A 12,012-nucleotide genomic window follows, 5' to 3' on the forward strand; every position below is an offset into this window, starting at 1 on the left:
ACCTCCTTACCAGCTCGACTTCACCATGCCCGGGATCTGGCCGAACTGGGCCAGGTCACGCAGCATGATGCGGCTGAGCTTGAGTTTGCGATAATAGGCGCGCGGACGGCCGGTGAGTTCGCACCGGTTGTGCAGACGCGTCGCCGACGAGTTGCGGGGCAGTTCCGCCAGCTTGAGCTGCGCCTTGAAGCGCTGCTCCATCGGCAGGTTCTGGTCGGTGGCGGCAGCCTTCAGGGCCGCGCGCTTGGTCGCGTACTGCTTCACCAGCTTCTGGCGCTTCAGTTCGCGTTCGGTCATGGATTTCTTGGCCATACTCTCAATCCTTCCGCGATCAGCTGGTGAACGGCATGTTGAAATGCTTCAACAGCGCCTTCGCTTCCGCGTCGGTTTTCGCGGTGGTGCAGATGATGATGTCCATACCCAGGATATCGTCGACCTTGTCGAAGTCGATTTCCGGGAAGACGATCTGTTCCTTCAGGCCCATGGCGTAGTTGCCGCGGCCGTCGAACGAATTGCCCTTCACGCCGCGGAAGTCACGGACGCGCGGCAGCGCGACGGTGATCAGGCGGTCGAGGAATTCGTACATCCGGTCGCCACGCAGGGTCACCTTGGTGCCAAGCGGCATTTCCTCACGGACGCGGAAGCCGGCGATCGACTTTTTCGCGTGGGTGATGACGGCCTTCTGACCCGCGATCAGCGTCAGCTGCTCGGAGGCGGTCTTGACCTTCTTGGTGTCCTTGACGGCTTCGCCGACGCCCATGTTCAGGACGATCTTGTCCAGGCGCGGGATCTGCATGTCGTTCTTGTAGCCGAACTCTTCCTTGAGAGCGGCACGCACCTTGGCCTGGTATTCGGCCTTGAGGCGCGGGGTATAGGTGGCAGCGTCCAACATCAGATCGCCTCCCCGGTGGTCTTGGCGAAGCGGACCTTCTTGCCTTCTTCCATGCGGAAGCCGACGCGGGTGGCCTTGCCGTTCTTGTCAACGATCGCGAGGTTCGACAGGTCGATCGGCATCGCTTTTGCGAGGCGGCCGCCCTGGCTGGTCTGCGACTGCTTGGTGTGGCGGATGGCGACGTTCACGCCGTCGACGACGGCCTTGTTGTCTTTCGGAGCAACCGAAAGGATCTCGCCGGTCTTGCCCTTGTCCTTGCCGGTCAGGACGACGACCTTGTCACCTTTTTTGAGTTTCGCAGCCATCAGAGCACCTCCGGAGCCAGCGAGATGATCTTCATGAAGTTCTTCGCCCGAAGCTCGCGCACGACCGGCCCGAAGATACGGGTGCCGACCGGTTCGCCCTGGTTGTTCAGGATGACGGCCGCGTTGCGGTCAAAGCGGATCGAGGTGCCGTCTTCACGGCGGACTTCCTTGGCGGTGCGCACGACGACGGCCTTGCGGACGTCGCCCTTCTTCACGCGGCCTTTCGGAATCGCTTCCTTGACCGACACCACGATGATGTCGCCCACGGAGGCGTAGCGGCGATGCGAGCCACCCAGAACCTTGATGCACTGCACCCGGCGAGCGCCGGAGTTGTCAGCGACATCCAGATTGGTCTGCATCTGGATCATTTGGTTTCTCCCGACCTTTGGGGACCGGACGTCTTGGCCCCAGGGTTTCGTTCAGACCGGAAAGTGACGATCAAGCCGAAGCTTCGACCACCACCGTCCAGCGTTTCGTCTTCGAGATGGGCGCGCATTCCTCGATGCGGACGACGTCGCCGACCTTGAATTGGTTGTTCGCGTCGTGAGCCCGGTATTTCTTGGACTTGCGGACGGTCTTTTGCAGCAGCGGGTGCTTGAAGCGGCGCTCGACGAGGACGGTGATCGTCTGCTCGTTCTTGTCCGAGGTCACAACACCCTGAAGGATACGTTTCGGCATGTTGGTCCCCTTACTTCGCGGCCGCTTCAGCGGCTTTCTGGTTCAGCACCGTCTTGATGCGGGCCACGTCCTTGCGGACGGCGCGCATGCGAGCGGTGTTCTCAAGCTGGCCGGTGGCCTGTTGGAAGCGCAGGTTGAACGCCTCCTTCTTGAGCGCCACCAGCTGATCGCGCAGCTGGTCGGGCGTCTTGGTCTTCAGTTCCTGGGCGTTCATCCGCCGTATTCCTTTTCACAATCACCAGAGGGCCCCTGAAAGCAGGGTCACCCGAGACCTGATGGATCAATGACAAACCGACGACTCCGAGTCGCCCCGGAGTCGCGGATGCGGTCGTATAGGGGGGAAGTGGCCGGGGGGCAAGGGGAACTTTGTTGCCCGATACGCGTCACGCCCAATTGTAGTTGAAACTGACGCTGATGCGCTCGTCCTCGGACATGTTCATGGGCACCTCGTGGCGCAGCCAGCTTTCCCAGAGCAAGACCTCGCCCACCTCGGGCTTCACATAGACAAAGGGCTGCAGGGTTTCGGGCGCGGACTTCAGGCGCAGCGGTGCATGCATCATCATCGCGTGGCGCGGATCTTCAAGCTTCAGCGCGCTCGTCCCTTCGGGCATGGCGACATAAGTCGTCCCCGAGATCACCGAATGCGGGTGGATGTGGCTGCCATGCGTGCCACCCTCCGGCAGGATATTGATCCAGAAGCTGTCGCATTTCAGCTTTCGCCCCTGCAGGTCGAAGCCCAGATCCTCGACAAAGGCCGCGACATGCTTGTCGAGTGCCTTCTGCAGATCGGCAAAGATCGGCGCCCGCCAGGGCAGGTCGTTCAGCGAGGCGTAGGAGGTGTAGCCGGGATAGCCGTTCTCCTCGCACCAGGCCTGCCCGGCCTCGTCATCGTCGGCCATGACCTCGCAAGTGGTCTTCAGTTCCTTGTAGTCGATCTTCGGCTTGGCAAGGTCATTGACCCGCGCTCGGTACAGACGGGTGACGAACAGCGAGGAAATCTCGGCCATGACAGGCTCCTTGATGGCAAAGGCCCCCGCCGTTTCCGGCAGGGGCCAAGGAATTCACGGGATGCGTGCCAGCACGCAGGCCCTTACCAGTCTTCGCGGGCGACGATGCGGGTGGTGACCGGCAGCTTCATCGCGCCAAGGCGCAGGGCCTCGCGCGCGGTTTCTTCGGCCACGCCGTCGATCTCGAACATGATCCGGCCCGGTTTCACCTTGCACGCCCAGTAATCCACGGAACCCTTGCCCGAGCCCATCCGGACTTCGGTAGGTTTCGAGGTGACCGGGGTATCCGGGAAAATCCGGATCCAGACGCGGCCCTGACGTTTCATGTGGCGGGTGATCGCGCGGCGGGCCGCTTCGATCTGACGCGCCGTGACACGCTCCGGTTCGGTCGCCTTCAGGGCGAAGGAGCCGAAGTTCAGCAGGAAGCCGCCCTTCGCCTCGCCGTGGATGCGGCCCTTGAACTGCTTGCGGAACTTCGTCCGTTTCGGTTGCAGCATTTGCTTCTACTCCCTTACGCGCGTTCGCGACGCTGAGGCCGCGGCGCCGGGCCGTCCTGAGCTTCCGCCAGGCGACGGTCGTGCGCCTGCGGATCGTGCTCGAGGATCTCGCCTTTGAAGATCCAGACCTTCACACCGATGATCCCGTAGGGGGTCGAGGCTTCGGCCAGCGCATAGTCGATGTCGGCGCGCAGCGTGTGCAGCGGCACGCGACCTTCGCGGTACCATTCGGTCCGGGCGATCTCGGCTCCGCCAAGGCGGCCCGAAACATTCACCCGGATGCCCAGGGCACCCATGCGCATCGCGTTCTGCACGCCGCGCTTCATGGCGCGACGGAAGGACACGCGGCGCTCCATCTGCTGGGCGATCGACTCGGCCACCAGAGCGGCGTCAAGCTCCGGCTTGCGGACTTCGACGATGTTCAGGTGCAGTTCCGACTTGGTGAAGTTCGCCAGCTTCTTGCGCAGCGTCTCGATATCCGCGCCTTTCTTGCCGATGATCACACCCGGACGCGCCGTGTAAATGGTCACGCGGCATTTCTTGTGCGGACGCTCGATGATGACTTTCGAGACGCCGGCCTGCTTGCACTCTTCCTGGATGAACTCGCGCATCTTCAGGTCTTCGAGCAGCAGGTTGCCGTAGTCTTTCGATTCAGCGAACCAGCGGCTGTCCCAGGTCCGGTTGACCTGCAGACGCATCCCGATCGGGTTTACCTTCTGACCCATTATGCAGACTCCCCGACTTGACGGACCGTGATGGTCAGCTGGCTGAACGGTTTCATGATCTTGCCGAACCGACCCCGGGCCCGCGGACGGCCGCGTTTCAGGGTGATGTTCTTGCCGACATAGGCTTCGGCGACGACGAGTTCATCCACGTCCAGACCGTGGTTGTTCTCGGCGTTGGCGATGGCCGACTGCAGGCATTTCTTCACGTCGCCCGCGATGCGGCGCTTCGAGAAGGTCAGGTCGGACAGGGCCCGGTCCACCTTCTTGCCGCGGATCAGACCGGCGACGAGGTTGAGTTTCTGCGGGCTGGTACGAAGCATGCGCAGGACGGCCTGGGCTTCGTTGTCAGCCACGCGACGCGGATTCTTTTCGGTACCCATGGCTTACTTCCGTTTCGCTTTTTTGTCGGCCGCATGACCATAGTAGGTCCGCGTCGGCGAATATTCCCCGAACTTCTGGCCGATCATCTCTTCGGTGACGTTCACGGGGATATGCTTGTGCCCGTTGTAGACGCCGAAGGTGAGGCCGACGAAATGCGGCAGGATCGTCGAACGACGCGACCAGATCTTGATCACTTCGTTCTTGCCCGATTCCTTCGCCTTTTCTGCTTTCTTCAGCAGATAGGCGTCGACGAACGGGCCCTTCCAGACTGAACGCGACATGGATTAACGCCCTTTCTTCGCGTGACGCGAGCGGACGATGAACTTGTCCGTCTGCTTGTTCTTGCGGGTCTTGTTCCCCTTGGTGCCCTTGCCCCACGGAGTGACCGGGTGACGGCCGCCCGAGGTACGGCCTTCGCCGCCGCCATGCGGGTGGTCGATCGGGTTCATGGCCACGCCGCGAACCGTCGGGCGGATGCCCATGTGACGGCGACGGCCGGCCTTGCCGAGGTTCTGGTTCGAGTTGTCGGGGTTCGACACGGCACCGACGGTGGCCATGCATTCCTGACGGACCATCCGCAGTTCGCCCGAGGACAGGCGGATCTGCGCATAGCCGCCGTCACGGCCGACGAACTGGGCATAGGTGCCCGCGGCGCGCGCCAGCTGACCGCCCTTGCCGGGCTTCAGCTCGACGTTGTGGACGATGGTACCGATCGGCATGCCCGAGAAGGGCATCGCGTTGCCCGGCTTCACGTCGGTCTTGGCGCCGGCGATCACCTGATCGCCCACGGCCAGACGCTGCGGCGCCAGGATGTAGGAAAGCTCGCCGTCGGCATAGCGCACCAGCGCGATGAAGGCGGTCCGGTTCGGGTCGTATTCGATGCGCTCGACCGTCGCGGGGACGTCGAACTTCGTGCGTTTGAAATCGACGACGCGGTAGAGACGCTTCGCGCCGCCACCCTTGTGCCACATCGTGATCCGTCCGGTGTTGTTCCGGCCACCAGTGCCGATCAAACCCTCGGTGAGGGCTTTGACCGGGCGGCCTTTCCAAAGCTCCGAACGGTCGATCAGAACCAGCCCACGCTGGCCAGGCGTCGTCGGTTTGTACGACTTGAGTGCCATGATTACTGTCTTCCGTCAGCTTGAGGACCATTGCTGGTCCGGTGAAGGGCTCCGAAGATCCCCGATAAAAAATCCACGGCCCCGGAGAACCGGGGCCGCCAGATTCGCGCGGCTTCTATCAGAGGCCGGTGGTGACGTCGATGGTGTTTCCTTCCTCGAGCGTCACATAGGCCTTCTTCTTGTCCGAACGGACGCCGGGGCGACCGCGGAACCGCTTTTCCTTGCCTTTGGTGATGGTGGTGTTGACCGCCTTCACCTTCACGCCGAAGACCGCCTCGACCGCTTCCTTGATCTGCGGCTTCGTCGCGTCCATGGCCACCTGGAAGACCACGGCGTTCGAATCCGACGCCATCGTGGCCTTCTCGGTTATCACCGGCTTCTTGATCACGTCATAGTGTTCGGGTTTCGCGCTCATTTCAGGCGAGCCTCCAGTGCTTCGACACCCGCCTTCGTGATCACCAGCGTGTCACTCTTGAGGATGTCATAGACGTTGGCGCCGATCGACGGCAGCACATCGATGCCTTCGATGTTGCGCGCCGCCTTGGCGAAGTTCTCGTTGACCTCGGCGCCGTCGATGACGAGCACGCGCTTCCAGCCGAGCTCCTTCGCCGACTTGGCGAGGATCGCGGTCTTGGCTTCGGCCATCACGGCCGCATCCAGAACCACCAGCTCGCCGGCCTGGGCTTTCGCCGACAGGGCATGCTTCAGGCCGAGGGCGCGGAACTTCTTCGGCAGGTCATGGGCGTGGCTGCGGGGCGTCGGGCCCTTGTAGACACCGCCGTGACGGAAGATCGGGGCCTTCTTGGAACCGTGGCGGGCGCCGCCGGTGCCTTTCTGGCGATAGATCTTCTTGGTCGAATAGCTCACGTCCGACTTGCCCAGCACCGAATGGGTGCCGGCCTGGGCCTTCGCCCGCTGCCAGCGCACGACGCGGTGCAGGATGTCGGCGCGCGGCTCGAGGCCGAACAGCGCTTCGTCCAGATCAATGGAACCGGCCTTGCCGCCGTCCAGTTTGATCACATCGAGTTTCATGCTTCACCCCCTTCGACGGGCGCTTCGACAGCCGGAGCGGCCGAGCTGCGGATCGCGGCCGGAGTCGGTAGGCCAGCGGGGGCCGCCTTCTTCACCGCGTCCTTGATCGTGACCCAGCCGCCCTTGGAACCGGGGACCGCGCCCTTGATCATGATGAGGCCCCGTTCGGCGTCCGTGCGGACGACTTCCAGGTTCTGGGTGGTCACACGGACCGAACCCAGATGGCCTGCCATCTTCTTGCCGCGGAACACCTTGCCGGGATCCTGGCACTGGCCGGTCGAACCGTGCGAACGGTGCGACACGGACACACCGTGCGAGGCGCGCAGGCCGCCGAAGTTGTGCCGCTTCATGGCACCGGCAAAGCCCTTACCGATCGAGGTGCCCGCGACGTCGACGTACTGACCCGCGAGGTAGTGGTCGGCAGTGATTTCCGCGCCCACGTCAATCAGGTTGTCCGGGCTCACGCGGAACTCGGCAATCTTGCGCTTCGGCTCCACGTTCGCCTTGGCGAAGTGGCCCCGCTGCGCGGCCGTGGTCCGCTTGGCCTTGGCAGCACCGGCACCGAGCTGGACGGCGGTATAGCCGTCACGGTCGGCCGTGCGCTGCGCGACGACTTGCAGGTTGTCGAGTTGAAGGACGGTCACGGGAACCTGTTTCCCGTCCTCCAGGAACAGCCGGGTCATGCCCAGCTTCTTTGCGATAACGCCAGAGCGCATTGTCATGCCCCCTTACACTTTGATTTCGACATCCACGCCGGCCGCGAGGTCGAGCTTCATCAGCGCGTCCACGGTCTGCGGGGTCGGATCGACGATGTCGAGAAGACGCTTGTGCGTCCGGATTTCCCACTGGTCGCGCGACTTCTTGTCGATGTGCGGACCACGGAGAACCGTGAATTTCTCGATCTTGTTCGGCAGCGGGATCGGGCCGCGCACTTGCGCGCCGGTCCGCTTGGCGGTGTTCACGATTTCCGCGGTGCTGGCGTCCAGCACACGGTAATCGAAGGCTTTCAGCCGGATGCGGATGGTTTGAGTCGACATGTTCCTGTCCTCGGGCTTTTGGCTGGGGCGGGGGCGGAACCCCCGCCCTTCCCCCGATTACTCGATGATTTTGGAGACGACGCCGGCGCCGACGGTGCGGCCGCCTTCACGGATGGCGAAGCGCAGCTTCTCTTCCATGGCGATCGGCGCGATCAGCTCGACGTTGAACTTCAGGTTGTCGCCCGGCATCACCATTTCGGTGCCTTCCGGCAGCTGAACCGTCCCGGTCACGTCCGTCGTCCGGAAGTAGAACTGCGGACGGTAGTTCGCGAAGAACGGGGTGTGACGGCCGCCTTCTTCCTTCGTCAGGATGTAGGCTTCGGCCTCGAACTTCGTGTGCGGCTTCACCGAACCCGGCTTGCAGAGAACCTGGCCACGCTCGATGCCGTCACGGTCGACGCCACGCAGCAGCAGACCGACGTTGTCGCCCGCTTCGCCCTGGTCAAGCAGCTTGCGGAACATCTCGACACCGGTGCAGACCGTCTTCTTCGACGGACGGATGCCGACGATTTCCAGTTCCTCGCCGACCTTCACGACGCCGCGCTCGATCCGGCCGGTGGCAACGGTGCCGCGGCCCGAGATCGAGAACACGTCTTCGACCGGCATCAGGAACGGCTGGTCAACGGCGCGCGCCGGGGTCGGGATATAAGCATCGACCGCCGCGATCAGTTCGCGGATCGCGTCTTCGCCGATCGCCTTCTCCGTGCCGTTCATCGCGTGCAGGGCCGAACCCTTGATGATCGGGATATCGTCGCCGGGATAGTCGTAGGACGACAGGAGCTCACGGATCTCCATCTCGACGAGTTCCAGCAGTTCCGGGTCGTCGACCTGGTCCACCTTGTTCATGAACACGACCATGTAGGGGATGCCCACCTGGCGGCCGAGCAGGATGTGCTCGCGGGTCTGCGGCATCGGGCCGTCGGCGGCCGACACCACCAGGATCGCGCCGTCCATCTGCGCCGCACCGGTGATCATGTTCTTCACGTAGTCGGCGTGGCCGGGGCAGTCGACGTGGGCATAGTGGCGCGAGTCCGACTCGTATTCCACATGCGCGGTCGAGATCGTGATCCCGCGGGCCCGCTCTTCCGGCGCACCGTCGATCTGGTCATAGGCGCGGAACTCGCCGAAATACTTCGTGATCGCCGCCGTCAGCGTCGTCTTGCCGTGGTCAACGTGGCCAATCGTGCCGATGTTGACGTGCGGTTTCGTCCGTTCAAACTTTGCCTTTGCCATCTTGGCATCTCCTATTTCGGTGGCGGTGCGCGGCGCGCACCCTACGGTTGGTAGGGTGGGCGTTCCCGCCCACCGCTCAAATCACGCGTATTTCTTCTGGATCTCGTCCGAGATGTTCTGCGGAACGGCGTCGTAGTGGTCGAACTGCATCGTGAACACGGCCCGGCCCGAGGACATCGAGCGCAGGTTGTTGATGTAGCCGAACATGTTGGCCAGCGGCACGAAGGCGTTGATGACGTTCGCGTTGCCGCGGCTGTCCTGGCCCTGCACCATGCCACGACGGCTGGTCAGGTCGCCGATCACCGAACCGGTATATTCTTCCGGGGTGACGACCTCGACCTTCATGATCGGTTCGAGCAGTTTCGCGCCGGCTTTCTTCAGACCTTCGCGCATCGCGGCACGGGCCGCGATTTCGAACGCCAGAACCGACGAGTCGACGTCGTGGAACGCACCGTCAACCAGCGCAACCTTGAAGTCGATGACCGGGAAGCCGGCGAGCGGACCCGAGTCCATGACCGACTTGATGCCCTTCTCGACGCCGGGGATGTATTCCTTCGGAACCGCACCGCCGACGATCTTGGACTCGAACGAATAGCCTTCGCCCGGTTCCGTCGGGCTGATCTCGAGCTTCACGCGGGCGAACTGGCCGGTACCGCCGGTCTGCTTCTTGTGCGTGTAGTCGATCTCGGCCGGACGGCTGATCGTTTCACGATAGGCCACCTGCGGAGCGCCGATATTCGCCTCGACCTTGAACTCGCGACGCATGCGGTCGACGAGGATGTCGAGGTGAAGTTCGCCCATGCCCTTCATGATGGTCTGGCCCGATTCCAGATCGGTCTCGACGCGGAAGGACGGGTCTTCGGCGGCCAGGCGAGCCAGGGCGATGCCCATCTTCTCCTGGTCGGCCTTCGACTTCGGTTCCACGGCGATCTCGATCACCGGCTCGGGGAAGGTCATCGTTTCAAGCACGACCTGATTGTTCGGATCGCAGAGCGTATCGCCCGTCGTCGTCTCTTTCAGGCCGGCCAGCGCGATGATGTCGCCGGCGAAGGCTTCGTCGATTTCCTCGCGGTTGATGGCGTGCATCATCATCATCCGGCCCACGCGCTCTTTGCGGCCTTTGGTCGAGTTGACCATCTGGTCACCCTTCTTGAGGACGCCCGAGTAGATCCGGGTGAAGGTGAGCGAGCCCACGAAGGGATCGTTCATGATCTTGAATGCCAGCGCAGCAAAGGGCTGGGCATCATCTGCCGAACGCGCGATGTTGCGGGTTTCGGTCTCGTCGCCCGGCGCGAAGCCCATGTACGGCTTGATGTCGAGCGGCGACGGCAGGTAGTCGATGACGGCGTTGAGAACCGGCTGGACGCCCTTGTTCTTGAAGGCCGAACCGGCAGTGACCGGAACGAAGGCCATCGCGAGGCAGCCCTTGCGGATCAGCTTGCGCAGCTCTTCGACGGTCGGCTCGGTGCCTTCCAGATAGGCTTCCATCGCGGCGTCGTCCATGTCGACAGCCAACTCGATGAGCTTGCCGCGCCACTCTTCAGCCTGGGCCTTGAGCGAGTCACGGACGGGACGCAGTTCCCAGGACGCGCCAAGGTCTTCACCCTGGTAGACCCATTCCTGCATCGTCACGAGGTCGATGATGCCTTCCAGCTTGTCCTCGGCGCCGATCGGCAGGGCGATCGGGGCCGGGGTCGCACCGGTCCGGTCCTTGATCATCTTCACGCAGTTGAAGAAGTCAGCACCGATCTTGTCCATCTTGTTGACGAACACGATCCGCGGAACGCCATAGCGGTCGGCCTGGCGCCACACGGTTTCGGTCTGCGGCTCGACGCCGGCGTTGGCGTCCAGAAGGCACACGGCACCGTCAAGCACCGCCAGCGAACGCTCGACTTCGATGGTGAAGTCGACGTGGCCGGGGGTGTCGATGATGTTGAAGCGGTGCTTCGGGGTCTGGGGATGGGTGCCATCCTCGGTCCGCTCCCAGAAGGTCGTGGTCGCGGCGGAGGTGATGGTGATCCCGCGCTCCTGCTCCTGCTCCATCCAGTCCATCGTCGCAGCGCCGTCATGGACTTCGCCGATCTTGTGGGACTTGCCGGTGTAGTAGAGGATCCGCTCGGTCGTCGTGGTCTTGCCCGCGTCGATATGGGCCATGATCCCGAAGTTGCGGTAAAGCTCGAGGGGGTATTCGCGTGCCATGATCAGGCGTCCTTCCGCTTACCAGCGATAATGGCTGAACGCCTTGTTGGCGTCGGCCATCTTGTGGGTGTCCTCGCGCTTCTTCACCGCGGTGCCGCGGTTGTTGACCGCATCGGACAGCTCGGCGGCAAGACGCTCTTCCATGGTGTTCTCGTTGCGCTTGCGGGCCGCGGTGATGAGCCAGCGGATCGCCAGCGCTTCGCGGCGCTCGGGGCGCACTTCGACCGGAACCTGATAGGTCGCACCACCGACGCGGCGCGAGCGCACTTCGAGCGACGGCTTCACGTTGTCCAGCGCCTCGTGGAAGGCCTGGATCGGCTCGCGCTTCAGACGCTGCTGGACGCGGTCCAGGGCGGAGTAGACGATGCCTTCTGCGACCGACTTCTTGCCGTCGATCATCAGGTTGTTCATGAACTTGGTCAGAACCCGATCGCCATACTTGGCATCGGGAAGCACTTCGCGCTTTTCGGCGGCGTGACGACGCGACATCTGTCGAACTCCTTATTTCGGACGCTTCGCGCCGTATTTCGAGCGGCGCTGACGACGATCTTTGACACCCTGGGTATCGAGGACACCGCGCAGGATGTGGTAACGGACGCCCGGAAGGTCTTTCACCCGGCCGCCGCGGATCAGGACCACCGAGTGTTCCTGAAGGTTGTGCTTTTCACCGGGGATGTAGCTGATCACCTCGAAGCCGTTGGTCAGGCGGACCTTGGCCACTTTCCGCATAGCGGAGTTCGGTTTCTTCGGGGTCGTGGTGTACACACGAGTGCACACGCCGCGTTTCTGCGGGCAGGATTCCAAGTGCTGCGACTTGGACTTCCGGACGTTCGCTTCCCGCGGCTTGCGGATCAGCTGTTGGATCGTCGGCATACGTTTCGCCTTCTCTTGCAACCCGTTCAATC

20 protein-coding genes are annotated in these 12,012 nt (G+C 63.0%); all 20 read right to left on the minus strand.

All coding sequences use genetic code 11. From position 1 onward, the window contains the following. Positions 1-6: 6 nt before the first annotated feature. A complete protein-coding gene (gene rpsN, locus L0V05_RS04010; RefSeq protein ID WP_234868789.1) occupies positions 7-312 on the minus strand; it encodes a 30S ribosomal protein S14 in 306 nt (101 codons plus the stop codon). Positions 313-331: 19 nt separating this feature from the next. Further along, positions 332-892: a 50S ribosomal protein L5 gene (gene rplE, locus L0V05_RS04015; protein ID WP_234868791.1), complete on the minus strand. Its 561-nt coding sequence runs from the start codon at positions 890-892 to the stop codon at positions 332-334. Next, positions 892-1,197 carry a 50S ribosomal protein L24 gene (gene rplX, locus L0V05_RS04020; RefSeq protein ID WP_234868793.1) on the minus strand — a complete coding sequence of 102 codons (306 nt, stop codon included), beginning with the start codon at positions 1,195-1,197 and terminating at the stop codon, positions 892-894. Before rplX ends, rplE begins: the two co-directional genes overlap by 1 nt. Further along, positions 1,197-1,565 (minus strand): 50S ribosomal protein L14, encoded by a 369-nt coding sequence (gene rplN / locus L0V05_RS04025; RefSeq protein WP_023666245.1) that lies wholly within the window; start codon positions 1,563-1,565, stop codon positions 1,197-1,199. Before rplN ends, rplX begins: the two co-directional genes overlap by 1 nt. A gap of 70 nt (positions 1,566-1,635) precedes the next feature. After that, entirely contained in the window at positions 1,636-1,875 is a 240-nt protein-coding gene (gene rpsQ / locus L0V05_RS04030; RefSeq protein ID WP_234868795.1) for a 30S ribosomal protein S17, read from the minus strand. A 10-nt stretch (positions 1,876-1,885) separates the two neighbouring features. Next, a complete protein-coding gene (gene rpmC, locus L0V05_RS04035) occupies positions 1,886-2,089 on the minus strand; it encodes a 50S ribosomal protein L29 (RefSeq protein WP_234868797.1) in 204 nt (67 codons plus the stop codon). 169 nt (positions 2,090-2,258) lie between these two features. Beyond that, complete coding sequence (locus tag L0V05_RS04040) at positions 2,259-2,882, minus strand: TIGR02466 family protein (protein ID WP_234868799.1); 624 nt, start codon at positions 2,880-2,882, stop codon at positions 2,259-2,261. 83 nt (positions 2,883-2,965) lie between these two features. Continuing rightward, positions 2,966-3,379, minus strand: coding sequence for a 50S ribosomal protein L16 (gene rplP / locus L0V05_RS04045; protein WP_234868801.1), 414 nt, complete (start codon positions 3,377-3,379; stop codon positions 2,966-2,968). A 14-nt stretch (positions 3,380-3,393) separates the two neighbouring features. After that, complete coding sequence (gene rpsC / locus L0V05_RS04050) at positions 3,394-4,104, minus strand: 30S ribosomal protein S3 (protein ID WP_234868803.1); 711 nt, start codon at positions 4,102-4,104, stop codon at positions 3,394-3,396. Beyond that, positions 4,104-4,484: a 50S ribosomal protein L22 gene (gene rplV / locus L0V05_RS04055; protein WP_234868805.1), complete on the minus strand. Its 381-nt coding sequence runs from the start codon at positions 4,482-4,484 to the stop codon at positions 4,104-4,106. The genes rpsC and rplV overlap by 1 nt, the downstream gene beginning before the upstream one ends. A gap of 3 nt (positions 4,485-4,487) precedes the next feature. Next, positions 4,488-4,766 (minus strand): 30S ribosomal protein S19, encoded by a 279-nt coding sequence (gene rpsS, locus L0V05_RS04060; protein ID WP_234868806.1) that lies wholly within the window; start codon positions 4,764-4,766, stop codon positions 4,488-4,490. Positions 4,767-4,769: 3 nt separating this feature from the next. Beyond that, positions 4,770-5,606 carry a 50S ribosomal protein L2 gene (gene rplB / locus L0V05_RS04065; protein WP_234868807.1) on the minus strand — a complete coding sequence of 279 codons (837 nt, stop codon included), beginning with the start codon at positions 5,604-5,606 and terminating at the stop codon, positions 4,770-4,772. Positions 5,607-5,724: 118 nt separating this feature from the next. Continuing rightward, entirely contained in the window at positions 5,725-6,021 is a 297-nt protein-coding gene (locus L0V05_RS04070; protein ID WP_234868808.1) for a 50S ribosomal protein L23, read from the minus strand. Then, positions 6,018-6,638 (minus strand): 50S ribosomal protein L4, encoded by a 621-nt coding sequence (gene rplD, locus L0V05_RS04075; RefSeq protein ID WP_234868809.1) that lies wholly within the window; start codon positions 6,636-6,638, stop codon positions 6,018-6,020. Before rplD ends, L0V05_RS04070 begins: the two co-directional genes overlap by 4 nt. Beyond that, entirely contained in the window at positions 6,635-7,354 is a 720-nt protein-coding gene (rplC, locus tag L0V05_RS04080) for a 50S ribosomal protein L3 (RefSeq protein WP_234869195.1), read from the minus strand. Before rplC ends, rplD begins: the two co-directional genes overlap by 4 nt. Before the next feature lie 12 nt (positions 7,355-7,366). After that, complete coding sequence (gene rpsJ / locus L0V05_RS04085) at positions 7,367-7,675, minus strand: 30S ribosomal protein S10 (RefSeq protein WP_234868810.1); 309 nt, start codon at positions 7,673-7,675, stop codon at positions 7,367-7,369. Between the two features lie 57 nt (positions 7,676-7,732). Next, entirely contained in the window at positions 7,733-8,908 is a 1,176-nt protein-coding gene (tuf, locus tag L0V05_RS04090) for an elongation factor Tu (protein WP_234868811.1), read from the minus strand. Positions 8,909-8,989: 81 nt separating this feature from the next. Next, complete coding sequence (gene fusA, locus L0V05_RS04095; protein ID WP_234868812.1) at positions 8,990-11,107, minus strand: elongation factor G; 2,118 nt, start codon at positions 11,105-11,107, stop codon at positions 8,990-8,992. Positions 11,108-11,125: 18 nt separating this feature from the next. After that, on the minus strand, positions 11,126-11,596 hold the full coding sequence (gene rpsG, locus L0V05_RS04100) for a 30S ribosomal protein S7 (RefSeq protein ID WP_234868813.1): 471 nt from the start codon (positions 11,594-11,596) through the stop codon (positions 11,126-11,128). 12 nt (positions 11,597-11,608) lie between these two features. Then, a complete protein-coding gene (rpsL, locus tag L0V05_RS04105; protein WP_165014620.1) occupies positions 11,609-11,980 on the minus strand; it encodes a 30S ribosomal protein S12 in 372 nt (123 codons plus the stop codon). Positions 11,981-12,012 lie beyond the last annotated feature (32 nt).

This window comes from Alitabrizicola rongguiensis, assembly GCF_021491355.1.
In the GTDB taxonomy this organism is placed as follows: domain Bacteria; phylum Pseudomonadota; class Alphaproteobacteria; order Rhodobacterales; family Rhodobacteraceae; genus Aliitabrizicola; species Aliitabrizicola rongguiensis.